Annotated in this window: 23 protein-coding genes, 1 tRNA gene and 1 rRNA gene; 22 read left to right on the top strand and 3 right to left on the bottom strand. The window is 48.0% G+C overall.

Going from position 1 to position 24,718, the window contains the following annotated elements; translation table 11 throughout:
- From rrf to tsaD, 6 genes are all read left to right on the top strand, one after another.
- Positions 1–90: ribosomal RNA gene (gene rrf, locus AY633_RS10360) — 5S ribosomal RNA — on the top strand; the annotation flags it as partial.
- Positions 91–99: 9 nt separating this feature from the next.
- Positions 100–172, top strand: a tRNA-Asp gene (locus AY633_RS10355).
- Positions 173–291: 119 nt separating this feature from the next.
- Positions 292–744, top strand: coding sequence for a tRNA (adenosine(37)-N6)-threonylcarbamoyltransferase complex ATPase subunit type 1 TsaE (tsaE, locus tag AY633_RS10350; protein ID WP_068488291.1), 453 nt, complete (start codon positions 292–294; stop codon positions 742–744).
- On the top strand, positions 741–1,433 hold the full coding sequence (gene tsaB, locus AY633_RS10345) for a tRNA (adenosine(37)-N6)-threonylcarbamoyltransferase complex dimerization subunit type 1 TsaB (RefSeq protein WP_068488290.1): 693 nt from the start codon (positions 741–743) through the stop codon (positions 1,431–1,433). Before tsaE ends, tsaB begins: the two co-directional genes overlap by 4 nt.
- Positions 1,430–1,885 (top strand): ribosomal protein S18-alanine N-acetyltransferase, encoded by a 456-nt coding sequence (gene rimI / locus AY633_RS10340; protein ID WP_068488289.1) that lies wholly within the window; start codon positions 1,430–1,432, stop codon positions 1,883–1,885. The genes tsaB and rimI overlap by 4 nt, the downstream gene beginning before the upstream one ends.
- Positions 1,878–2,897: a tRNA (adenosine(37)-N6)-threonylcarbamoyltransferase complex transferase subunit TsaD gene (gene tsaD, locus AY633_RS10335; protein WP_068488288.1), complete on the top strand. Its 1,020-nt coding sequence runs from the start codon at positions 1,878–1,880 to the stop codon at positions 2,895–2,897. The genes rimI and tsaD overlap by 8 nt, the downstream gene beginning before the upstream one ends.
- Before the next feature lie 364 nt (positions 2,898–3,261).
- Here the strand turns inward: tsaD and AY633_RS10330 are convergent, their stop codons facing one another.
- The gene (locus AY633_RS10330; protein WP_068488287.1) at positions 3,262–5,205 is read right to left on the bottom strand and encodes an ABC-F family ATP-binding cassette domain-containing protein; all 1,944 of its coding nucleotides are present in this window, start codon (positions 5,203–5,205) and stop codon (positions 3,262–3,264) included.
- 130 nt (positions 5,206–5,335) lie between these two features.
- On the opposite strand from AY633_RS10330, the gene AY633_RS10325 reads away from it, so the two are divergent.
- The 3 genes from AY633_RS10325 (at position 5,336) to tatC (ending at position 7,056) form a co-directional block, all read left to right on the top strand.
- Positions 5,336–5,968, top strand: a complete 633-nt coding sequence (locus tag AY633_RS10325; protein WP_068488286.1) for a redox-sensing transcriptional repressor Rex — start codon at positions 5,336–5,338, stop codon at positions 5,966–5,968.
- Between the two features lie 90 nt (positions 5,969–6,058).
- The gene (locus AY633_RS10320; protein ID WP_068460452.1) at positions 6,059–6,262 is read left to right on the top strand and encodes a twin-arginine translocase TatA/TatE family subunit; all 204 of its coding nucleotides are present in this window, start codon (positions 6,059–6,061) and stop codon (positions 6,260–6,262) included.
- Between the two features lie 20 nt (positions 6,263–6,282).
- The gene (tatC, locus tag AY633_RS10315) at positions 6,283–7,056 is read left to right on the top strand and encodes a twin-arginine translocase subunit TatC (RefSeq protein ID WP_068488285.1); all 774 of its coding nucleotides are present in this window, start codon (positions 6,283–6,285) and stop codon (positions 7,054–7,056) included.
- Between the two features lie 546 nt (positions 7,057–7,602).
- On the opposite strand, the gene AY633_RS10310 is transcribed toward tatC, so the two are convergent.
- The gene (locus tag AY633_RS10310) at positions 7,603–8,373 is read right to left on the bottom strand and encodes a CPBP family intramembrane glutamic endopeptidase (protein ID WP_068488284.1); all 771 of its coding nucleotides are present in this window, start codon (positions 8,371–8,373) and stop codon (positions 7,603–7,605) included.
- 196 nt (positions 8,374–8,569) lie between these two features.
- Here AY633_RS10310 and groES point away from each other — a divergent pair, with 196 nt between their 5' ends.
- Both groES and groL read left to right on the top strand, forming a co-directional pair.
- The gene (gene groES / locus AY633_RS10305) at positions 8,570–8,854 is read left to right on the top strand and encodes a co-chaperone GroES (RefSeq protein ID WP_068488283.1); all 285 of its coding nucleotides are present in this window, start codon (positions 8,570–8,572) and stop codon (positions 8,852–8,854) included.
- A gap of 37 nt (positions 8,855–8,891) precedes the next feature.
- Entirely contained in the window at positions 8,892–10,526 is a 1,635-nt protein-coding gene (gene groL / locus AY633_RS10300) for a chaperonin GroEL (RefSeq protein WP_068488282.1), read from the top strand.
- 77 nt (positions 10,527–10,603) lie between these two features.
- On the opposite strand, the gene AY633_RS10295 is transcribed toward groL, so the two are convergent.
- Positions 10,604–11,359 (bottom strand): SDR family NAD(P)-dependent oxidoreductase, encoded by a 756-nt coding sequence (locus AY633_RS10295; RefSeq protein ID WP_068488281.1) that lies wholly within the window; start codon positions 11,357–11,359, stop codon positions 10,604–10,606.
- A gap of 416 nt (positions 11,360–11,775) precedes the next feature.
- On the opposite strand from AY633_RS10295, the gene AY633_RS10290 reads away from it, so the two are divergent.
- From AY633_RS10290 to AY633_RS10240, 11 genes are all read left to right on the top strand, one after another.
- Positions 11,776–12,948 carry an acyl-CoA dehydrogenase family protein gene (locus AY633_RS10290; RefSeq protein ID WP_068488280.1) on the top strand — a complete coding sequence of 391 codons (1,173 nt, stop codon included), beginning with the start codon at positions 11,776–11,778 and terminating at the stop codon, positions 12,946–12,948.
- 329 nt (positions 12,949–13,277) lie between these two features.
- Positions 13,278–14,840, top strand: a complete 1,563-nt coding sequence (locus tag AY633_RS10285) for a BCCT family transporter (protein WP_068488279.1) — start codon at positions 13,278–13,280, stop codon at positions 14,838–14,840.
- 311 nt (positions 14,841–15,151) lie between these two features.
- Positions 15,152–15,997, top strand: a complete 846-nt coding sequence (locus AY633_RS10280; RefSeq protein ID WP_068488278.1) for a DegV family protein — start codon at positions 15,152–15,154, stop codon at positions 15,995–15,997.
- Positions 15,998–16,243: 246 nt separating this feature from the next.
- Positions 16,244–17,158: a sensor domain-containing diguanylate cyclase gene (locus tag AY633_RS10275; RefSeq protein ID WP_260804557.1), complete on the top strand. Its 915-nt coding sequence runs from the start codon at positions 16,244–16,246 to the stop codon at positions 17,156–17,158.
- Between the two features lie 36 nt (positions 17,159–17,194).
- Entirely contained in the window at positions 17,195–18,295 is a 1,101-nt protein-coding gene (locus AY633_RS10270; protein WP_068488276.1) for a threonine aldolase family protein, read from the top strand.
- Positions 18,296–18,521: 226 nt separating this feature from the next.
- Positions 18,522–19,511, top strand: coding sequence for a tRNA dihydrouridine synthase (locus AY633_RS10265; RefSeq protein ID WP_068488275.1), 990 nt, complete (start codon positions 18,522–18,524; stop codon positions 19,509–19,511).
- Positions 19,512–19,685: 174 nt separating this feature from the next.
- Positions 19,686–20,132, top strand: coding sequence for a hypothetical protein (locus tag AY633_RS10260; RefSeq protein ID WP_069577116.1), 447 nt, complete (start codon positions 19,686–19,688; stop codon positions 20,130–20,132).
- Between the two features lie 128 nt (positions 20,133–20,260).
- Positions 20,261–20,482 carry a hypothetical protein gene (locus AY633_RS10255; protein WP_058381746.1) on the top strand — a complete coding sequence of 74 codons (222 nt, stop codon included), beginning with the start codon at positions 20,261–20,263 and terminating at the stop codon, positions 20,480–20,482.
- Positions 20,483–20,693: 211 nt separating this feature from the next.
- On the top strand, positions 20,694–21,824 hold the full coding sequence (locus AY633_RS10250; protein WP_068488274.1) for a sugar ABC transporter substrate-binding protein: 1,131 nt from the start codon (positions 20,694–20,696) through the stop codon (positions 21,822–21,824).
- An 83-nt stretch (positions 21,825–21,907) separates the two neighbouring features.
- The gene (locus tag AY633_RS10245; RefSeq protein WP_068488273.1) at positions 21,908–23,428 is read left to right on the top strand and encodes an ATP-binding cassette domain-containing protein; all 1,521 of its coding nucleotides are present in this window, start codon (positions 21,908–21,910) and stop codon (positions 23,426–23,428) included.
- A 13-nt stretch (positions 23,429–23,441) separates the two neighbouring features.
- On the top strand, positions 23,442–24,617 hold the full coding sequence (locus tag AY633_RS10240; protein ID WP_068488272.1) for a sugar ABC transporter permease: 1,176 nt from the start codon (positions 23,442–23,444) through the stop codon (positions 24,615–24,617).
- Positions 24,618–24,718 lie beyond the last annotated feature (101 nt).

Below are 24,718 nucleotides of genomic sequence, written 5' to 3'. Positions count from 1 at the left end.
ACCCGTTCCCATCCCGAACACGGAAGTTAAGCTCTTTTGCGCCGATGGTAGTTGGGGGTTTCCCCCTGTGAGAGTAGGACGTCGCTGGTCTATAATTTTGGTCCCGTGGTGTAGCGGTTAACATGCCTGCCTGTCACGCAGGAGATCGCCGGTTCGATCCCGGTCGGGACCGTCATTTCAAAAAGTGAGCACAGCGAACCCGCTGTGCTCTTTTTCTATGGAAACAATATATTTTGATTTGCTGGGCTATCTCCGCTAAACTATGAAAAGACTCAAACGAGGTGAACAGATATGAGCTACACGATGACAGTGCAGTCGCCCGAACAAACAGAAGAACTTGCTATGCGCTTGGCCTCGCTTTTGCAACCGGGAGACCTGCTTACACTAGAAGGTGACTTAGGCGCGGGCAAGACGACTTTTACTAAAGGATTGGCAAAAGGACTTGGTATCGAACGAACCGTCAATAGTCCAACTTTCACCATCCTAAAACAATACGAGGGCAGGGTAAACTTAAACCATTTTGATGTATACCGCTTGGAAAACAGCGATGAAGATATCGGATTTGATGAATTATTTGCGGAAGAAGCAGTATCGGTCGTTGAATGGGCTCAGTTTATTGAAGAGTATTTGCCAACAGACCGTTTAAAGATTGTCATTCGCCGCTTGTCTGAAGAGAGACGCGAAGTGGAGTTTGAACCGCACGGTATCCGTTACGAAAACTTATGCAGGGAGCTAACACGATGATTTTAGGAATCGACACGTCGAATTCTCCGTTGGCTATTGCCTTGGTGAAAGACGATACAGTATTAATAGAAGAAACTCAAAATCTAAAGATTAATCATTCGCTAACAGCGATGCCGGCGATTGAGGAATTGATGAAAAAAGCAAAAATTGCTCCAGGCGATTTGACACAAATTGTTGTTGCAGAGGGACCTGGCTCTTATACAGGTGTGCGAATAGGCTTGACGATCGCCAAAACGCTCGCTTGGTCGTTAAAAATCCCATTGGTTTCAGTATCCAGTTTGAAGGTGCTTGCAGCAAATGGCCAAGACTTTGACGGCTTGGTTTGCCCGGTGATGGATGCGAGGCGTGGTACTGTGTTTACTGGGCTTTATGAAGGTCAACATTTGAAAACGGTAATTTCCGATCAACATAGTGATTTCAAAGAGTTTTTGGAACAAGTTCGTATGCAAGAGCGTCCAGTGCTGTTTACCGGTGTCGATCTTGAAATTCATCGCTCGTTGATCGAAGAGACGCTAGGCGAGTTGGCACATTTTGCACCGTTTCCCAACAGACTTCCGCGTGCTTCTAAGCTGATTGCATTAGCTGCAGGTGAGAACGTCAAAGAAGTCCATCACACAGTTCCGGAATATCGGCGGATCACTGAAGCAGAAGCCAATCTGACAAAAACAGAAAAAGGTAAAAACCAATGAGCAACCCAGTGAAATTTCGTAAAATGACCATTCAAGACGTGGATGCAGTATATGAAATTGAAAAACAATCGTTTACGCTGGCTTGGACCAAAGAAGCGTTTGAGCAAGAGATGCTGAAAAATGAATTTGCGTACTACGTACTGGCTGAAACGGCAGAAGGGGTCATTGGTTATTGTGGCATGTGGCTCGTAATGGACGAAGCGCATATTACGAATATTGCCATCTCCCCCCAACAGCGCGGCAACAAGTTCGGGGAAGCTTTGATGAAAGAGGCCATGGATCAAGCAAGAGCGCAAGGCGCAAAACTGATGACTTTAGAAGCGCGTGTCAGCAATATAGCCGCGCTTAATTTATATAAGAAACTAGGATTTCAAAATGGTGGCATCCGAAAAGGGTATTATACGGATAACCAGGAAGATGCCATAGTGATGTGGGTGAATTTCGATGAATGAAGATATTTTTGTATTGGGAATAGAAACGAGTTGTGATGAAACGGCAGCTTCGGTCGTGAAAAATGGAACTGAGATCATCTCCAATGTAGTGGCTTCGCAAATCGAGAGCCATAAGCGTTTTGGGGGTGTTGTTCCGGAAATAGCGTCGCGGCATCATGTCGAACAAATCACGATTGTTATTGAGGAAGCATTGCAGCAGGCCAATCTGCAGCCATCTGAATTGTCCGCAGTAGCTGTCACAGAAGGGCCGGGACTAGTTGGAGCCTTGTTAGTTGGGGTAAATGCAGCGAAAGCCTTTGTATTTGCACATAGCTTGCCGTTAGTAGGCGTGCATCATATCGCAGGCCATATCTATGCGAATCGCTTGGAACAGGAAATGGAGTTTCCTCTTTTGTCGTTGGTCATTTCAGGAGGCCATACTGAGTTAATCCTGATGAAAGAGCATGGTGATTTTACCGTCATTGGAGAGACGAGGGACGATGCTGCAGGAGAAGCGTATGACAAAGTGGCACGGACATTGAATTTGCCGTATCCAGGAGGCCCACATATCGATCGCTTGGCACAACAAAGTACGGAGGCAGTCGATTTTCCACGGGTTTGGCTGGAAGAAGGGTCGTATGATTTCAGCTTTAGCGGTTTAAAATCATCGGTGCTGAACTATATGCATAATCTGAAACAGCGCGGGGAAGCCCCGGTGCCAGAAGCGGTAGCTGCAGGTTTCCAAAACAGCGTCGTGGAAGTGGTAACAGCAAAGACTTTGCGAGCAGCAAGGGAATTCGGCGTTAAACAAGTAATCGCCGCAGGAGGTGTGGCAGCGAATAAAGGGCTGCGTACATCATTGACCAAAACTTTTGAAGAAGAACAGATCCCATTTTTCATCCCACCGCTTCCGCTGTGTACAGACAACGCAGCGATGATCGCAGCAGCTGGAACGGTGATGTATGAAAAAGGATTAACAGGAGATATGGCCATGAATGGGCGTCCGGGGATGCCATTGAGTTCTTGGATTTAATTGAAAGCAATGCCGCAATTGATTGAGAATTGCGGCATTGCTTCTTTTTTTATGAATAATATCCAATTCTTACAAGGACATAGAAAGTAGTTTTCTGTCAATAGAGAACATTTGTACTTATGCACAATTTGTGAATAAGCTGTTAATAAGCTATCGATAACTGGTGGATTTCCTATATATTGTAGGCTAGTAGGTGGAAAACAATGTGGATAAAAGAAAAAAGACCTGTGGATAATGTTCGTAACTCTGTTGATAGTTGATTCTGCAACTTTTCTTATGTGTACAAATCTGTGGAAATATTTATTTCGTTAAAGGGTCTTGACCTATATGTAGGGAAAAGAAAAACCGCATACTCAGTATGCGGTCAGGAATTCAGTTCTTCAAGTTGTTCTTGCAATTCAAGCCATTCGGACATGGTTGCTTCATGGGAATGCTTTAGTTCTTCGAGACGTGTTTGCAAAGGCATGACGCGTTCGTGATCCTGGAAAATGTCCGGCTCGCATAATTGTTCTTCAATCGCGGCGATTTCTTCATCGAGTGCTTCCATTGCCTGTTCGATTTCGGTATTTTTCCTCACCAATTGGCGTTCAAGCTTTTTAGCTTCTTTGTCGATTTGCGAAGTGGAAGCAGAGGCTTGGGCCTCTGGCTGTTTCGCTTTTGCTTCTAATGCATCGAGTGCAGCTAGTTCTTCGGTTTCGAGTTTCTTCTCGACATAATAATCGTAGTCGCCCAAATACTCGGTGGTGCCACTAGCAGTTAGCTCCACCACTTTCGTGGCGATCCGGTTCATGAAGTAGCGGTCATGGGAAACGAATAAAAGTGTCCCAGGATAGTCGATCAAGGCGTTCTCGAGTACTTCTTTGCTGTCGAGGTCTAAATGGTTGGTCGGCTCATCCAGCAACAGCACATTGGCTTTTTGCATCATCAGCTTGGCAAGTGCCACGCGGGCTTTTTCGCCGCCGGATAAAGTCGATACCGGCTTCAGCACGTCATCTCCAGTGAAGAGGAAACGGCCAAGAATGCCGCGAATGTCTTTTTCGTTCACATGAGGGTAATCGTCCCATAATTCGTTGAGAACGAGTTTATTGCCTTTTAAATTGGCTTGTTCCTGGTCGTAATAGCCGAACTGGATGCCGGTGCCGTAATGGATCTCGCCTGCGAGGGCCGGCAATTCTTTCATAATGGTTTTAAGCAGCGTTGATTTGCCGACACCGTTTGGTCCGACGAGTGCCAAGCTTTCAGTACGGTAGAGTTTCAATGCGACGTTGTTCGACACCGCTTGATTGTGGTAGCCGACCGATAAGGACTGAATATTCAAGACGTCGTTGCCGCTTTGCTTTAGGATATCAAAGCCAAAACGGGCCGATTTTTCATCGCCTTCAGGAGCTTCCATCCAATCGGTTTTCTCGAGCACGCGGCGCCTGCTTTGCGCCATTTTAGTAGTGGATGCTCGGACCAGGTTGCGGGCGACATAATCTTCGAGTTTTGCTTTCTCGCCTTGTTCTTTCTCGTAATGTTTGCGGTCGAGTTCGTATTGTTTCGCTTTTTCGCTCAAATAGCGGCTGTAGTTGCCGGTATACTTCCGGACCTTCTTGCGCGATACTTCGTAGACGAGCGTGACGACTTGGTCCAGGAAATAACGGTCATGCGATACGATGAGCAAAGCCCCGGGATAATTCTTCAAATAGTTTTCGAGCCAGCTCAAGGTTTCGATGTCCAAGTGGTTGGTCGGCTCATCGAGTATGAGCAGCTGTGGCTTGGCAAGCAAGAGCTTCGCCAGCATGAGGCGGGTTTTCTGGCCGCCTGACAGGGAGGTGATCTTCTTTTCGTAGTCTTCCGGATAAAACTTCATGCCGTGTAAGACCGCGCGTGTGTCGGCTTCAAACTGATAGCCACCGGCATCTTTGAAATTGGTTTGCAACAAGTCGTATTCCTGCATGACTTTGGCGTTGCGTTCTGCGTCGTTATAGACGTCCGGATTGGCCATATCGGCTTCGAGCTGACGAAGCTTGGTTTCCTGATCACGAAAATGGACGAAGATCTTCATCATCTCCTGCCATACGGTAGCTTCTGAATTCAAGTCGGTCTGTTGTTCCAAGTAGCCGATTGTCAGATCTTTCGGCATGATTAAGTCGCCGCTGTCATAGGACATTTCCCCAGCGATGATTTTTAGCAATGTGGATTTCCCGGCACCGTTGCGGCCGACAAGTGCGACCCGGTCGCGGTGCTGGACTTCGAGTTTAGCGCCTGAGATGATTTCCTCGGCACCAAATGATTTATGGATTTGATTGACTTGCAATACGATCATTAAGGTCACCTCTATTCCTCTTAAGTGTAGCTGATGGGACTGCGCTTCGCAATCGGGCAAGCCTTTACATATCAAGGTCCGTCATGTAAGATTGATACGATTTGACAACAGTTCAGAAGGAAGCGATCCCATGCTTGACGAATCCCACAAAATCCCGCAAGCAACAACGAAGCGGCTGCCCTTGTATTACCGATTTCTCCAGAATTTCGCCAATGCCGGACAGAAACGCATCTCCTCTCAGGAGTTGAGCGAAGCGATGAAAATCGATTCCGCGACCATTCGCCGCGACTTTTCCCATTTGGGTGCGCTCGGCAAAAAAGGTTACGGTTATGAGGTCCAGGAGCTTTTGGCGTTTTTCCGTAAGACGCTAGACCAGGACGAAGCGACCAATGTCGCCTTGATCGGTGTCGGAAGCCTCGGCAGCGCGTTTTTAAAATACAATTTCCACCGCAATCACAACACGAAAATCATCTTGGCCTTTGATACGAATAGTCCGCCAGAAGGCAAAACCATCAGCGGCATCGATACGTACCACCCGGATTTGATTGAAGAAAAGATCAAGCAATATGGTGTGGAAGTGGTTATCTTGACGGTGCCGTCGCGTTCGGCGCAGGAAGTGACCGACCGGCTCGCCCAAACGGATATCAAAGGCATCCTAAATTTCACGCCGGTGCGTATTTCCGTGCCGGAACATATCCGCGTGCAGACGATCGATTTATCGGTCGAGTTGCAGACCTTGATCTACCAAATCAAGCATGATTAACATAAAACCTTCACATTTGAACGGCCATTGCAAATAGCCAAAAGGCCTTGTTTCATGTACACTAGAAGCATACTACAGGAGGTGTCTGATATGGCTCCAGGTCCACTAAGTTTAATCATCATCGGGATTGTCGCCTTGCTGATTTTCGGCCCGAAAAAATTGCCGGAACTAGGTAAAGCATTCGGTTCTTCCTTGCGCGAATTCAAAAACGCTACAAAAGGATTGGCTGATGACGATGACGATGACAAACCAGCAAAGAAAAACGATCTAGATAAGAAAGACGAGCACAAGTAACACGATAGGATGTTTGTCCGATGAACCAACAAAATGAAATGACAGTAGTTGAACATATAGGTGAACTCAGAAAACGGCTGACCTTAATAGTCGTTTTCTTTCTGTTGGCGCTCATTGTGGGGTTTTTTCTCGCGGAGCCACTGATTCGTTATTTGCAGTTCAGTGAAGAAGCCCGCAACCTGACTTTGAATGCGTTCAAGATTACCGATCCAATTAAGATTTATATGCAAGTCATGATGATTTTGGCCTTGATCATCACGTCTCCCCTGATCATGTACCAATTCTGGGCATTTATCAGCCCGGGGTTATCGGACCGGGAACGGAAAGTGACGCTTGGGTATATCCCGTTTTCTGTGTCGCTGTTCATCGGCGGCATCGCTTTCTCATATTTGGTGCTGTTCCCGTATGTCATAGGGTTCATGCTCAATATTTCGGAGAGCCTGGATATCCAGGAAACGATCGGGATCAATGAATATTTCCAGTTTTTGTTCCAGATTACCTTGCCATTCGGCTTTATCTTCCAGCTGCCGGTATTGATGCTATTTTTGACACGACTCGGCATTTTGACGCCGATGTTGATGACAAAATACCGAAAGTACGCATATTTGGCATTGGTGACGATTGCGGCATTCATTACGCCGCCTGATATCGTTTCGCATATGCTGGTCACCTTGCCCTTAATCTTGCTTTATGAATTCAGTGTGGTCATCGCGCGTATCGGTTACCGCAAATTCCTGCGTGCCGAACAGCAACAGGCCATTGAAGAACAGACTGAAAACCTTCCGCCGAAATAATGGCGGAAGGTTTTTTGTTTGGAATGAAAATGGGGTGGGGGTAGGAGATTGCGCTCCTAGCGGCTGCTTGGGGCCCGCAGAATTCGGGGCATGCAGTTGAAGCGACAGGACGTCGCGTTTTCAACTGCCCGGGGATAGGGCGGGTGTTGAGCCGATGTGACAAAGAAACCCCTGGGGCTGTCCCAAAAGGTCATGAAAAGTGACTTTTAGGGGCTGTCCCTTTTCGTCTTCTAAAGAAATGGCTGATGTCCATTTCGACGGACGCTTTCCGCGGGCACGGCCTTAGCCGCTTCCCTCGCTTCGCTCAGTCCAGGGTCTTCGGCTCGCGTCGCTCCTTCGCTTAGCTCAGTCACTATTCCCGCTGGAGTCGCCGTCTCCATTCCCATCAGCCGGCTACTCTCAGGTACCTCACCGATAAATCAAAAACAGACAGAGAAAAAGAATTTTTTCTCCGTCTGTTTTATTTTAGGGACTTATGAGACAGCCCCAATCTTCTCTTATAGAAATTAAAAACCGCCGTTCCATTAACGGAGCGGCGGTTTTTGGTTATTGCAGGTTTTCCATTTGCTTGATGAAGGTTTCGATTTTGTCCATATTGAGCTGGATGAGCATGACGTAGCCGTTCAGCATGATGTGCGCGATGATTGGGGTAAGGATGCGCTTAGTACGCTGATAGAGGGCTGCCAGGATCAATCCGGTCGTGAAGTAAAGCAAGAGATGCGTGAATTCGACATGGACGAGTGCGAAGACCAGTGCCGAGATGGCCGTGGCGATCCAGAAGTTCATAGTCTGGTTCAGGGAGCCGAAGACGACTCTGCGGAAGACCAGTTCTTCCAGTATCGGGCCGAACAAGACGACTGCGATGATCGCGTACGGCACGACTTCAGCGATCCGGACGAGTGTCTGGGTATTAGCGGATCCCGGGTCGATGCCGATTGCCATTTCAATCATGGCGGCAATCGATTGCCCAATGATGAGGAGCAAAAAGCCGAGGACGCCCCAGCCGATTGCAGCGGGGAGGCTCGATTTTTTGCCTTTCCAAATATTGAAGAAGTTGCGGTCACGCAAGATGAGAACCATCGTTGCTAAAAAGCCGACGCCCATCGTCAGGAAGATCAGCCAGCCGGAAGTGGAAGCACGGGCCGTGGCATCATCTAGCCCTTGATCGCGGAAATAGCCGAGCGTCGGGCCGATAAAGAGAATCGGCATGAGCTGGACGGCCACAAAAACGAGCAGGACCAAAAGCGGCGTGCGCATGTTTTTGCGATTATGCCCTTTTGATTTTGGGGAAGAAGCGGTTTTATCGGTTGAGGTCATGTAGTCAGTTTCCTTTCTTTTCGCGTGCTTCTTTTATTGTAGGGCTTAACGGAAAAAGGCGCAAAGAATTCAAAACGGCCTAAGGTTTCTGCTTGCAATTAACTGAAGATTTTATTAAACTTATCTATGGGTTAGCACTCAAGGTATGAGAGTGCTAAACGACTAGAAGCTAATTAATTTGAGGAGGGTGTTTCAATTGTTAAGACCATTAGGAGATCGTGTCATCATTGAGCTCGTCGAAGTGGAAGAAAAGACATCTAGCGGAATCGTCTTGCCAGGATCGGCGCAGGAAAAGCCGCAGGAAGGCAAAGTGATTGCGGTAGGGAATGGACTTATCCGTGAAAATGGACAGCGTACAGAGCTGGACGTAAATGAAGGAGACCATATCGTCTTTTCGAAATATGCGGGTACAGAATTGAAATACGAAGGCAAAGAATACTTAATTTTACGTGAGAACGACATCCTTGCGATCGTCGGCTAACTAAACATACATTCTATTTAATAGGAGGAACCGAATCATGGCAAAAGATATTAAGTTCAGTGAAGATGCACGCAGCCTGATGCTGCAAGGTGTAGATAAATTAGCGGACGCAGTCAAAGTTACGCTTGGGCCAAAAGGGCGCAACGTAGTACTTGAGAAGAAATTCGGCACGCCGCTGATCACAAACGATGGCGTAACGATCGCTAAAGAAATCGAACTAGAAAACGCGTTCGAAAACATGGGCGCGAAACTCGTAGCGGAAGTAGCTTCCAAAACGAACGATATCGCTGGTGACGGTACAACGACTGCGACCGTTCTTGCACAAGCAATGATCCGTGAAGGTTTGAAGAACGTCACAGCTGGCGCTAACCCTGTCGGCATCCGCCGCGGAATCGAACTGGCTGTGGAAAGCGCAGTCACTGGATTGCAATCCATTTCCCAGCAAATCGAAGGCAAAGAATCGATCGCACAAGTAGCGGCGATTTCTTCAGGCGACGAGGAAGTCGGCAAATTGATCGCAGAAGCGATGGAGCGCGTTGGAAACGACGGCGTCATCACTTTGGAAGAATCACGCGGCTTCACGACGGAACTTGATGTCGTTGAAGGGATGCAATTCGACCGCGGCTATCAGTCTCCTTACATGGTGACGGATTCCGACAAAATGGAAGCGGTTCTGGAAAACCCGTTCATCCTTGTCACTGACAAAAAGATCGGCAACATCCAGGAAATCCTTCCAGTACTCGAGCAAGTCGTCCAGCAAAGCAAACCGTTACTCATCATCTCTGAAGATGTTGAAGGCGAAGCGTTGGCAACACTTGTCGTAAACAAATTGCGTGGCACATTCAACGCAGTAGCAGTCAAAGCTCCTGGATTCGGCGATCGCAGAAAAGCGATGCTTGAAGACATTGCGGCACTTACTGGCGCTGAAGTGATCACAGAAGACCTCGGTCTTGATTTGAAATCCACCAACATCACGCAACTTGGACGCGCAGCGAAAGTTGTTGTGTCAAAAGACAACACAACGATCGTCGAAGGCAATGGCGATTCCGAGAAAATCATCGCGCGCGTGGCGCAAATCCGCAGCCAATTGGAAGAAACCACTTCTGAATTCGACCGCGAAAAACTGCAGGAACGTCTAGCGAAACTTGCTGGCGGTGTCGCAGTCATCAAAGTCGGTGCAGCAACTGAAACAGAACTAAAAGAGCGTAAACTGCGCATCGAAGACGCATTGAACGCAACACGCGCAGCGGTTGAAGAAGGCATCGTAGCAGGCGGCGGTACAGCGCTTATCAATGTCTACAACCAAGTGGCGAAAATTGCGGCAGAGCAAGAAGGCGACGTCGCAACAGGCATCAACATCGTGCTCCGTGCACTTGAAGAGCCGGTTCGCCAAATCGCAACGAACGCTGGCCTTGAAGGCTCGATCATCGTTCACCGCCTGAAAACCGAAGAAGTCGGCATCGGCTATAATGCGGCAACAGGCGAATGGGTCAACATGCTTGACCAAGGCATCGTAGACCCGACGAAAGTGACGCGTTCTGCACTGCAAAACGCAGCTTCTGTTGCAGCGATGTTCCTAACAACTGAAGCAGTCGTAGCAGACCTGCCAGAACCAGCTGCACCAGCTGGCGGCGGCATGCCTGATATGGGCGGCATGGGCGGCATGATGTAAGTCATCACCCCATTAGAAAAAGTCCCTCTCACATGATGTGAGAGGGACTTTTTTATGTGTGAATCACAAGGGGAATCCTACTTTCTTGAAGTATACTGAAAAACTGGATCCATCAACTCGAACTCATAGGTGTCACTATTGACCTTCCCGAGAACTTTTTCGCTATCATAAAGCTCCAGCATAAACTGTGCCATCTCTTTTGCAGTGTGGAACTTCTGCACATTGTCGCCATAGCTGAATTCATCAAGTTCCCGTGCCGTTTTCACGAATTCGGTTTCGGTCATGGAGGGCGCGAGTATTTTCACTTTCAACTGAGCTTCGTTATCCTGCAGCTCTTGGGCGAGGCCTTCTGTAAATGCGCTGACGTAAAATTTGGTCGCAGCGTATGTAACGGCATTGGGCACGATTCTGTAGCCGAGGTCTGATGAGACGTTGATGAGCTGCGCGCCTTCTTGGTCCGCATAGTCGCGTGCATAAAGAGTGGAAAGCGTGGTGAGTGCTTCGATGTTTACGCGAAGCATCTTTTCCGTTTTAGTTACATCCTGCTCAGCGACGGTTGAGCTGTTTCCGAAACCGGCGTTGTTGACGAAAGTTTCAATATCGTATTCTTTCAGGCTTTCGAAAAGCGTGTGAACCTGTTTGCTTTCAGAGAGGTCTGCACGCTTGATGATGACGTCGAGATCAGAGTTCATGTGTTGAATATTGTCTTTGAGTTTATTGAGCTCGGCTTCTCTTCTTGCGACCAGAATGAGGTTTTTGCCGCGTGCTGCGAAAGCCAGTGCCGCTTCGTATCCGATTCCTGAGCTGGCGCCTGTGATAACTGTGTACTTCATGTGAATCCCTCCATTGAAATGAATGTTATTAATTAAACGCTCCTGAAATCGTACTAGGCCTTGAAGTGGAAGAAAAAGCAGTTTTTAACCAGTAATTTATTGGAGTATTTAGAATTATAAGCGTACTCAAGTGAAGATTATACACTATTCTTCGAGTAGCAAAGGAATAGGAAGCATCCGGTTAATTAAAAAGATCATTTAAGGGTATAAAGTGGATACGACGATTTTTCCGAGGATATGCGGGATGGTTCGATTGAAGCGAGCACCTCATAAATCAAGCGCCTGCAGCATCACAAGCATCGCAGTTGTGCCGAGCGCGCTTCAAGGCTTATACTCGGTGCATCAATAATCTTTGGATAAGCAAGAGGACGTCTGCACGATAATGGACGCAATAGATAGAAGAAAGGTGAAGAATGATGGATATCACACAAGCGAAGACATTTGAAGAACGCATGGACATATTGAGTGAAACCGTTGCGCCGTTTACAGAACGCGCGGCGCGCAACGACGCAGAGAGAACATTTCCATTCGACAATTTTAAGGAGTTGAAAGCGATCAATTACCCAGCGCTGACGATTCCAAAAGAATACGGCGGAGCGGGCATTTCCTTATCAGAAATGTTGCGCTATCAGGAATCGATCAGCCGAGCGGACGGGTCGACCGGTTTGTCGATTGGCTGGCATATGGGCATCCTCAAAGATTTGGGCGAGACGAAGAAATGGGACGAGTCGGTGCTCGAAGATTTATTCGATGACATCAAAGCACGCGGCGCCTTGATCAATAATTGCGCGACTGAAAAGCAGACCGGCAGCCCAACAAGAGGCGGCAAACCGTCGACGACAGCAAGAAAAGTGGACGGTTCGTGGGTCATCGATGGCCGCAAATCGTTCACCTCCATGGCGCCGGTGTTGGATTATTTCAATGTGACGGCGGTAATCGAAGAAACCGGGGAAGTCGGCTATTTCCTCGTGCCAAGGTCAGCTGACGGTGTAGCGATCGACGAAACCTGGGATAGTGTCGCGATGACAGGAACCGGAAGCCATGACTTGGTGCTGACGAATGTTCATGTAACGGAAAAGGCTTTGGTCGAAATCAGTACACCTGGCAAAAAACAGCCGGCGGGATGGCTTTTGCATATTCCGGCGTGCTACCTCGGCATCGCCCAGGCCGCGCAGGATTACGCGATCCGTTTTGCGCAAGACTATTCGCCGAACAGCTTGAACGGGCCGATCATCGAGTTGCCGAATGTGAAACAAAAGATCGGTGAAATCGAATTGGAGTTGCAGCGGGCGCGGCATTTCCTGTACTCTGTCGCAAGACAATGGGACGATGCCGACAAAGAGCAGCGTTCTAAGATGGCGGCTGAACTCGGCGCAGTGAAAGTCGCAGTGACCAACTCAGCGGTCGACATCGTTGATCTAGCGATGCGCGTGGCCGGAGCACATAGCTTGTCTGAACAATCCCCGCTGCAGCGTTATTATCGCGACGTGCGGGCAGGGCTTCACAACCCGCCGATGGAAGACATGCTCGTCCCGTCGCTTGCGGATTTTGCGGTGGCCAATCAGTCGGTGAAGCAGCCGGTAAAATAAAGGCGAGATAGCTGGGGCAGAAGGCTGTTTCAATAGTATGATTGTTGCAAGAATTTAAAGCAGGAAACCCTTATTTAACAAGGGTTTCCCGCTTTTTTTATTGCCACAAACCAGCTGATAAAAAAATAGAAGAAATTCAAGTTTAAAGAGTTGGCAAATGCTTTTTCATCGGATACAATTGGACACTTGTTGAAAAAATCTTGCGGGTGTGGCGGTCCTTTCAAATCATCACGCCAGCTGTCTATTGAAAGTAGAATTCTAAATTACGATTTCTTATCTTTTTTGTACGGCCTGGATTTGCACAACAGAACGATAAAGGAGGAATCAGATTGAAGAAATATGCATCCAGGACGGATTGGCCGGTCATGTGGATTAGTGGCGGTCTATTGGTGGCGTTTGTTCTAGCGTCATTTATTAATGTGGAGATGGTATCATCTCTTGTGAATACGGCATTTGCCTTTGCGGTGAAGTACTTTGGCGCATTGTGGCAAGTATTATTGCTGGGAACGTTTTTTATTGCTTTGTTTTTGGGATTTTCAAAGTACGGGAAGATTCGGCTTGGAGGCATCGATAAGCCCGAGGTCAGTTATTTTAAATGGGTTGCCATGATCATGACAACTTTGCTTGCCGGGGGCGGCGTGTTTTGGGCCGCGGCTGAACCGATGTATCACTTTTTGGATCGGTCCCCTAATTTTGCAGGCGTAGAATCCGGTACAGTGGAAGCGGTCGTGCCAGCGTTTGCGCAGTCATACTTGCACTGGGGCTTTCTTGCCTGGTCTATTCTCGGGACGCTTGGAACGATCGTGCTGATGTACGCGCATTATCAAAAAGGCATGCCGTTGAAACCACGTTCTTTGCTGTATCCATTACTTGGCGAAAAGATCATGGGGAAAAGCGTGCTGGGTACTGCCATTGACGCATCGGCCGTTATCGCGGTCGCAGCCGGCACCATTGGCCCAATTGGTTTTCTTGGCTTGCAGGCGGCTTACGGGCTGGAATCATTGTTCGGCGTGCCGAATACTTTGTTCACTCAAGTGATGATCATCGTGGCAGTCGTGGTGATCGCGACGATCTCTGCGATCACGGGACTTCGAAAAGGCATCCAATTCCTCAGTAATGTCAATATTTCGCTGACGCTCGTTTTGATGCTGGTTATTTTGGTGATTGGCCCGGGCGGCTTTATCGCCGATACTTTCTTAGCGGCATCCGGTATTCATTTACAGGAATTTTTGGCGATGAGCACATTCCGCGGAGATTCCGCGTGGCTGGGTTCTTGGACAATCTTTTTCTGGGGCTGGTTCCTCGGATATGGCCCGATGATGGCGATTTTCATCTCCACCATCACGAGAGGCCGGACGATTCGCGAATTGATCCTGGCTGTGTCGGTTACGGCGCCGATCGTGACGGCGTTCTGGTTTACCGTAGTCGGCGGGACGGGCATGTTTTATGAGCTTGGAGAACCAGGTGTCATTTCTTCTGCCTTGAACGCGGATGGCATGCCGGCTGCGATGATGGCGATTACGCAGCAATTGCCGTTTGATACCGTCATTGCGCCACTGTTCTTATTAGTCACGATTCTTTTCGTGGTGACAACAGCAGATTCGATGGCTTACACCATTTCGGTCGCGATTACCGGTAACGGCCATCCACCGAAAGCGATGCGCGTCTTTTGGGCGGTCATTATGGGGACGGTCGCCATCGTGCTGTTGATGATCAGTGAAGGCGGCATTCAAGCCATCCAATCCTTTATCGTCGTCACGGCGATTCCGGTTTCCTTGCTATTGCTGACAACGTTCTGGGCAGCGCCAAAAGCGGCCAAGACGATGTATGCCGAGCAATTCGGCAGCGAAGCAAGACGCCAGGCGAGAGTGGCGAAGACAGACGGAAATTAAGTTATGAGCGGAACTGGTGAAGCGATTGAAGAAAGAAAGGATGTCTTCAAAACGCACCGGTTTCACGTATAGCTTGAAAGTAATCGATGAACAGCATGAGACGGGCGATGATCTGTAATGGATCATGGCCCGTTTTTTTATTGGGCGATAAGCTTAAGTAATGAGATAAGTGCAAATGATGTCGGCGCTTACATTAATTTGCCCTTATGTGACATCTGTCACTAGCCGTTGCGCTTATACTTCCTGTACGTTAGCACAGAAGCAGACAATTGCTTCCGATATGGAATTTGCATCTAGAGGAGAAAATTCGCATGAAAAAAATAGCATGGATTACGGATACAGCTGCACAACTGGATGAGGCATTCATTCAACGGCATCATGTTTATGTATTGCCCCTTAGTGTCGTGTTTGACGACGGCTCGTACCGCGAATCGATCGATCTGACACAAGGAGAATTTTACGATAAATTACGTGCGGCAAAAGTGTCGCCGAAAACCTCACAACCGGCCATCGGGGAAATGACGGCCTTGTACGAAAAACTGCAGTCAGAAGGCTATGAGTTGGCCGTGGCGCTTCATTTGTCGAGCGGTCTATCCGGCACGTTCAACAGCGCGCAATCAGCTGCCGACATGACGGATTTTCCGGTCTACCCGATCGATTCGAAAATCGGCTCGTTTCCGATGGGCAAGATGATCGAAATTGGCAATGAATTATTCGCATCCGGCAAAGAACCGGAAGAAGTGGTAGAGACCATCAATCAATTGACGGCTAAAACGCATTTGTCGTTCATTCCATCGAGTTTGAACCAATTGCATAAAAGTGGCCGGGTGTCAGGGACGCAAGCTTTCCTAAGCAATATCCTTAACATCAAAGTGGTGATTACATTTGTGGACGGCGTGACGGTCATGAAAGAGAAAGTCCGTTCGAACAAGCGCGCCAAGGAAAGCGTCAATTCTGCATTGCGTGCGGATATGGAATCCGGGATGGTACCGGAAGTGGCGGTCATCCATTGCAATAATGAAGCCGGTGCCCAAGTGTGGAAAGAGGAATTGATGAAAGAGTTCTCAGGCCTCAAAGTGGAAGCCGTCCAGTTGAGTGTCTGTGTAGGTGTCCACGCCGGAGAAGGGACGACTGGTTTAAGCTGGGTCAGCTATTAAAAACAGGGCGATGAAATGGGGGAGAAACCTCGGAACGGGCAGCGTATTATGTGCCTGTGTCCGGGGTTTTTCTGGTTTGATTGAGCAGGAAGGACACTTCACGATGGCCCATTCTATGTTAAACTTTAACTCGGATAGTTAAATATTGGCTATTCCAAAATGGGATGAAGCCATTTTCAAAATGAAAACAAGAAATCTGATATAACGCGAGGTGCTGACATGATGGAGACCTTTCAGGAATTGGAAATGTATAAGAATTTTGATGAGCTGGCGGAAGATGTGATCGATTTGGCTAAAGAGATTTTGCCGGATCAATTATTTTATTTAAGCTCTATCACGGAAGCCCAGCAAATTGTCTTGAAGCATTCATTGAATACCAGCAGCATTCCTGTAGCGGAGGGCATGGTGCTCGACCTGAATGACACATTGTGCAGCCGGATGGATTTCGAAAACAAGCAGCCACTGGTCTATGAGGATGTTCAAGACGCTCCAGAATTGAAGCATTTTGAAGATAAGCTGGAAGCGGCCCATGTAAGGTCGTACTTAGGCCTGCCGATTTCTTTTGTTAACGGCGACCGCTTCGGCACTTTATGTGCGGTGAATGACGAGAAAAGCCAATTCGATGCAAGAAGCATCACATTATTGCAGCGCATTGTGCGGATGTTCTCCTATTACCTTGACCTGGAACGCTTTGCATATCGGGATTCGCTGACAGATCTGTACAATCGGCATTTCCTTACCCGTTTTTTTGATGGCAATTCGAAAGCTGGGGGATCGATTTTCTTCTTGGACCTAGATGGGTTTAAAAATGTCAACGATCTATACGGCCACGAGACAGGCGATCTCGTCTTGAAAGAAGTGGCAGCCAAGCTGCAGCAATTTATCGAAGGTCAGACAGATGTTTTAGCGGCACGGCTCGGCGGGGATGAATTTTTGATTTGTTTTGCCAAGCCTGTAAGTGCTGCGGAATTAAGTGAATGGGCAACACGCCTGCTTGCCAGCTTGAGCCAGTGGGAAGCGGATTATTCGCTATCGGCGAGCATCGGCATTGCACAGTATCCAGCCGGTGGAAACCAGGACTTGAGAGAACTTCTTCGACAAGCTGACCACGCTTTGTACCAAGCAAAAAAATCGGGGAAGAACTGTTATAGTTTTTATTGATCAATACGACATCAGCTAGTTGGAGGAGTGAAGATATTGACGGAACTGAACCGGCTACAAGCGGTCTTTAAGCAATCGACGTATCAATTGGCGAATCACGGCACGCGAAACATTGGCGTATTGAAGAAGGCTTTTGAAGCGATGGCAGATGAAATGGAAAGTGACATCTATGGAACGGGGCAAGTCATCGAAAGTTTTCAGCAAAAGATGGCGGCTTTCCTTGGAAAAGAAGCGGCTGTCTTTTTTCCGAGCGGTACGATGGCCCAGCAGATTGCGCTGCGGATGTGGTGTGATGAAAAAGGGCTGAAAACCGTCGCCTATCATCCGCTGAGCCATTTGGAGATTCATGAAGAGGACGGATTAAAAGAATTGCATGGCATCGAAGCGGTGCATTTGACGTCTCCGGACCGAGTTGTCGAGTTACAGGACGTCACGGAGTTAGGGGACGAGGTGGCGGCTGTACTATTGGAATTGCCGCAGCGTGAAATTGGCGGGCAATTGCCGAGCTTCGAGACGCTGGAGCAAATCTCCAGCTATTGCCGCAAGCACAATATCAAGCTGCATCTTGATGGCGCCCGGTTGCTAGAAGTCACTCCTTATTATGAAAAGTCCGCAGCGGAAATTTGTGCCTTGTTCGATAGCGTCTATGTGTCTTTATACAAAGGCATCGGCGGAATTGCCGGCGCCATCCTCGCTGGGGACGAAGCGTTCACGCAGCAATCAAAAGTATGGAAAAGACGCCACGGCGGCGACTTGATCAGCCTTTATCCGTATATCGTATCGGCGGATTATTATTTCAACGAACGCTCCGAGAAGATGGGGCATTATTACGAATCGGCGAAGCGCGTGGCTGAATGGTTTAATTCTTGTACAGGCATTTCGACTTTGCCGAAAGTGCCGGTGTCGAATATGTTCCACGTCCAGTTCGCACACTCGAAAGAAGAAGTCGAACCGGTCCTTGTGGAGCTTGGGCAAGAAACAGGAATCGGCATCACCGGTTATGTGAAAGAACGGAACAGCGGGTCCTGTTATTTTGAAGTGCACATGGGAGACCAGTACGAAGAAATACCGGAAGATCTCCTCAAGGAAACGTTTGAGAGACTAGATCAGAAGATGAGACAGAGCTTCGGCGATTAACCGATTTTGCGTTCAGCCCTCACAGACAACAGTGAGGGCTTTTATCTGTCTTTCGAAAGGAGCGCCTCTCTTTCCACAGCGCGTGGAATCGTGTAAACTGTATAAGGTTACGAAAAGCTAAAGCCTATTGAAACAGTTGATATTGTTGGATTCCCATTATAGATGACAGTGAATTTTTTGGATGGAGGGACGCTTCATCCCGCAAGGAAAGGATTGGAATTGAGCTATGAAAGAAAATTTTTGGCGTGAATTGCCGAAGCCATTTTTTGTATTGGCGCCGATGGAAGATGTGACGAATGTGGTGTTTCGCCATGTTGTGGCGGAAGCGGCGAGCCCTGATGTATATTTCACGGAGTTTACGAATACAGAGAGTTATTGCCATCCGGAAGGCATCCACAGCGTACGTGGGCGTTTGACATTCACGGAAGATGAGCAGCCGATTGTCGCCCATATCTGGGGCAACAAGCCGGAGCATTTCCGCGAGATGAGCATTGGCATGGCAGCGCAAGGCTTTAAAGGCGTTGACATCAATATGGGCTGCCCGGTGCCGAACGTTGCCGCTAAAGGAAAAGGCAGCGGCTTGATCAATTATCCGGACAACGCAGCGGAAATTATCCAAGCGGCGAAAATGGGCGGACTGCCTGTCAGCGTCAAGACGCGCCTCGGCTATACGCATGTCGACGAATGGAAAGGCTGGTTGCGCCATGTCCTGGAACAAGACATTGCCAATTTGTCGATTCATTTGCGGACGAAAAAAGAAATGAGCGCCGTGCCAGCGCATTGGGAATTGATCCCTGAAATCAAAGCGCTGCGTGATGAAGTGGCGCCGGATACCTTACTGACAATCAACGGCGACATCCCAGACCGCAAAACCGGCCAGGAACTGGCGGATAAATACGGCATCGACGGCGTCATGATCGGACGCGGGATTTTCCACAACCCGTTCGCTTTCGAAGAGGAACCGAAAGAGCACAGCACACAGGAATTGTTCGACCTGTTGCGCCTGCATCTCGACCTCCACGATAAATACTCGACCGAAACTGAGCCGATCGCTTTCAAGCCATTGCGCCGTTTCTTCAAGATTTACGTCCGTGGTGTACGCGGTGCCGGTGAACTCCGCAACGATTTGATGCATACGGAGACCACTGATGAAGTGCGAGCCTTGCTCAATGAGTTCGAGAAGAAAGAAGTACCTGTAGCGACTAGCCAATATTAAATAACGAAATGCCGTTAAAAGCTCACGTCTTTTAACGGCATTTTTTTGTGGAAATGACGATCAGCACCAAAATCGCTTTTTGGAAAATTTATGGGAATGGAGAGTTTAGTGCTTCACAAATCGGGAAATGAACCCCGTAACCCAATTATTTGGAATAATAAGGAGGCGGATCTCATGGGACACACAAGCTCAAAAAACCGGATGGACGAGGCATTGGGGAAACTGGAAGAAGATTACTTGGACGCAGTGGATAATAACCAATCTGACAGTGTAGAGGCGTTCGTAGAAGCGTTTTTGCATGACTCATGGTCTTACAACGAACGGAATTTGGCGACGATCAAAACTGCGATGAGCCGATATTCCCAACAACAAATAGATGTCGACACCTTTAGCAGTTCCTTCCAGCGAATGGTTGACCGCGTACAAGAGAAGCTGCAGGGACTCGATGGAGGCGGCCGGTATCCGGTCATTCAAGAAGGGCGAGGCGCTTCCTTGATGATTGCTTTTGTTGATGGACTGGTAATCCAATATTTCTCGGGCACTTACACCATCGAGCAATTGGAAAGTGATACTCCCTATCTGACGCAAGCGATCTTGCATATGTTAAAAACCGCAAGCTAAAAAACAGCAATTATCCTCAATTGCCGCCCATGCGTGGTATAATAGAGAACTTAAGGCGCAATGAAGCAGCCGCTTGAGACGAAAAGCCCGAAAAGCTTTCTTCTACTATTAAATTGAGGTGTAACTAAATGAATAAACGATGGACGATCGATAAAATCAGAACATTTGTCAACAACAATTCCGACAGCAAACTATTGTCGACGGAGTATCATGGATTTTCCCAAAAGTTGTTGTTCAAATGTGCATGCGGCAATAACTTCGAGAAAACCTTCACGAAGTTCAACAAGAACAACCAGCGCAAATGCGACACATGCCAACCGCCAAAAGCACCGCGCGGACAGGAACAATGAGAAGAACGCCAATTCCTTTTTAAGGGATTGGCGTTTTTTCATGCGCGGATATACGGAACGATTAAAAAAATTGGTGAAGCATTTGGAGCGAAAAGTTGAAAAAGTACAGAAGATGTTAAAAGAGTGCTAGTGAAAGCGCTATCATTAAAGTTTTCAGAATTTATACTTAAAGAGTAATGACTTATATGGACAAAGGGAGAGGGGAAAAGATATGAAGAAGAATAGTAAAAGTTTGCTGTTACTGATGATTCTGGTGTTGTTCGCTTTAATGGCCGCTGCTTGCAATAGCGAGGGGGAAGAAGGTTCAGGATCTGGTTCTGGCTCAGGGGTAGATGTCGGCATCGTGTTACCGACAAAAGATGAGCCGCGTTGGGTACAGGATGAACAACGCTTTAAAGATGCACTGTCGGATTCGGATTACTCGACTGAAATTCTCTTCAGCCAAGGATCTTCGGCTAAAGAGAAAGAAAACGTCGAAGCATTGTTGAACAAAGGCATCAAAGTCTTGATTATCACGCCGCATGACGGGGCGGCTGCAGCTGCCGCTGTAGAAGCAGCGAAAAAAGATGATGTGACCGTGATTGCGTATGACCGTTTGATTACCGATACAGATGCTGTTGATTACTACGTAACATTCGATTCCTTGGCAGTGGGGGCAGCACAAGCACAGTATTTGATCGATAACGCTGAGGGCTCCGATAACCCATTGTACTTGTATGCCGGTGCTTCTTCGGATAATAATGCTTTCCTATTCTTCCAAGGCGCATGGGAAGTGCTGCAGCCGAAAATTGCTGATGGCACATTCAAGATCGCTAACTCCAGCGAAGCAGAAGCTTTGTCTGACACGAAAGAATTGGATCGCGACCAATTGAGCAAAATCATCGGCCAGGTCACCACGAACTGGGATCCAAACGAATCCAAGAACAAAGCACAGACGCATTTGACGTCAGTAGGTGAAGATTTGAAAGGCGATGTAGCGATTTTGGCACCAAACGACGGCACGGCTCGCTCGATTGCAGATGTATTTGGATCGGATTCCGCTGTGACAGATTACACAATCACAGGCCAGGATGCCGAAAAAGCATCAATCCAGTACATCATCGATGAGAAACAATCGATGACGGTATTCAAAGATGTTCGTACACTTGTCCAGGATGCAATGGGCATGGCGGTCGAAGTATTGGATGGCAATGAACCCGAGACAACAGGTTCTTACGATAACGGCGCAGGTGAAGTGAAAGCGAAACAGACAGACGTTACCGTGGTTGACAAAGAAAACGTGAAATCCGAATTGATCGACACAGAATATTACGAAGCCAGTGAATTTACAGGCATCGAATAAACAATAGGACACAGGAATAGTGGTAGCGCCGCCTATCACTATTTCTCCATTCCTTCAGGTTTTTTTGCAGGGGAGGCGAAGAGATGAGCGACTATATTTTAGAAATGAACGGCATTACGAAAGAGTTTACGGGCATCAAAGCACTCGATGACGTCAATTTCAAAGTCGAACGCGGAGAAATCCACTGCCTGATCGGTGAAAACGGTGCAGGGAAATCGACTCTCATGAAAGTGCTGAGCGGCGTATACCCTTATGGTACATACGACGGCGACATCGTCTTCGAAGGGGATGTGCAACGCTTCAATGAAATCAACGATAGCGTTAAAGCAGGAATTGCCATCATCTATCAGGAGCTGGCACTGTTTCCGGATCTGACGGTTTATGAGAATATTTTCGCCGGCAACGAAATTAGGAAAGGCCCATTCGTTGATTGGAATGAAACGATTGTCCAGTCCGTCAAGATGCTGGAAAAGGTCAAATTGAAAGTGGATCCGGAGACTTTGATCAAGGATCTCGGGGTAGGCAAGCAGCAATTGGTGGAAATCGCCAAGACGTTAAGCAAAGAGGTCAAGCTATTGATTCTTGACGAGCCGACCGCTGCCTTGAACGAAAACGACAGCGAAAACTTATTGGAGCTGTTAAAGGAATTGAGGTCACAGGGAATTACGTGCATCATGATTTCCCATAAATTAAAAGAAGTCATTTCCATCGCCGACAAAGCGACAATCCTGCGGGATGGCAAAACCATTGTCACTTTGGATGCGCATAAAGGCGAAATCTCAGAAAGCGTCATTATCAAGAACATGGTGGGACGCGAAATTGCCGATATCTATCCGAAGCGCTTGGATCATGAATTTGGCGACACGGTGTTGGAGCTGAATAACTGGTCAGCCTACGATTCGCAATTGGGCCGCCACGTCGTCAAAAAGGCGAATATCCAATTAAAACAAGGTGAAATCATCGGAATCGCCGGACTGATGGGGTCGGGACGTACGGAACTGGCGCTTAGCATATTCGGCAACCCGAAAAAATACAAAGTGGAAGGCGATATGCAGGTCAACGGGCGGGACGTTCAATTCAAGCATACGAGCGATGCCATTAAGGCTGGAATCGCTTATGTGACCGAGGATCGGAAAGGCAACGGATTGTTCTTGATCAATGACATCAAGAACAATCTGACAGCGGCTCATTTGAAAGGAATCTCGCAAAGCGGCGTGTTGAATTTGAATGAGGAAGTGAAAGTGGGATCGGAGTACAGAAAATCGCTGCACATCAAGACCAGCTCGCTTGAACTGGCAGTCGGCAAACTGAGCGGCGGCAATCAGCAAAAAGTATCGCTCGGCAAATGGCTATTCACGGGACCAAAAATTTTGATCCTCGATGAACCGACGCGGGGCATCGACGTCGGAGCGAAGTTCGAGATCTACACGATCATGAACGAATTGATCAAACAAGGCATGAGCATCATCATGATTTCTTCTGAACTGAACGAAATCATCGGCATGAGCGACCGTATTTACGTGATGGCAGAAGGCGCAATCACGGGAGAGTTATCGAGAGCAGGTACGACACAAGAAGCCATTATGGAATTGGCAACGCAATAGGGGGTAGAAATCCATGAGTTTTTTCAATGAAGCGCGCTTTCTGATCAAAACCAATATTCGCGATTACGGCATGTACATCGCCTTGTTCGTGATCATGCTGACCTTTTCCGTGATGACCGACGGCTTGTTCATGTCATCCCGAAACATCAGTAATCTGCTCGATTCAGCCGGCTACATCGCCGTGCTCGCAGTTGGCATGACGCTCATCATCGTCATTCGCCACATCGATTTATCGGTCGGATTTGTCGCCGGGTTTCTCGGCGCAGTGGCAGCGATTTTCCTGACACAAATGGGCTTGTCCGTTTGGCTCGTCATCCCGATCGTTATGGTGTTCGGGATCATTATCGGTTTGTTCAATGGCTTTTTGGTAGCGAAAATTGGCATCCCGTCTTTTGTCGCGACACTGGCCGGCATGTTGATTTTCCGCGGGGCTTTACTCAATGTCACAGAATCGACAGGTACCATCATCGTCAATGACGATTTGTTCAATTCACTCGGCAATGGTTTCATCCCATCACTCGTCGAAGTGAATGGTCTCCATTTGCTATCGGTACTTGTTGGAGCGGTCGGTATTGCGCTCTATATTTACAGCGAACTGTCCACTCGACGCAATAAAGTGACATATGGCTTTGAAGTGATTTCCTTGCCGATCTTTATTGTGAAACTGGTTTTTGTTTCATTCATCATCGGCTATATCACATGGGTGCTTGCAGGATACAATGGCTTTTCATGGACGGTCGTCATCATGCTGCTCGTCGTTGTGATTTATCATTTCCTCTCGACGAAAACCGTTCTTGGGCGCAATATTTATGCGGTCGGCAGCAACCCGGAAGCGGCCCATTTAAGTGGCATCAACGTCACGAAAATCACCATGATTGTCTTCGGTTCCATGGGCATGCTTGCTGCTTTGTCGGGCATCCTGTTCACAGCGCGACTGCAATCGGCAACAACGACAGCGGGAACCTTGTTTGAACTCGATGCCATCGCGGCCGCTTATGTTGGCGGGGTGTCTTCCGCTGGCGGTGTCGGCAAGGTCACCGGCGCTATTATTGGCGCGATCGTGATGGCTTCCTTGTCGAGTGGCATGAACTTGCTTGGTGTCGGCATTTCCTATCAGTATATGATTCGCGGGGGCGTCTTGGCCGCTGCTGTTATTTTCGAGGTCATGACACGCAAGCAACGCGGATAACTTCATCACACACAAGCACCTTCATAGGAAGGTGCTTATTTCCATATAGACCGTATTGCGAATTTTCCGACAGGTGGTAAGATGAGAACAGTTTCATCGCG

The organism is Planococcus maritimus (genome assembly GCF_001592825.1).
GTDB classification, from domain to species: domain Bacteria; phylum Bacillota; class Bacilli; order Bacillales_A; family Planococcaceae; genus Planococcus; species Planococcus maritimus_C.
The sequence above is the reverse complement of the archived record's forward strand: the minus strand, read 5'-3'. Positions and strand labels throughout refer to the sequence as shown.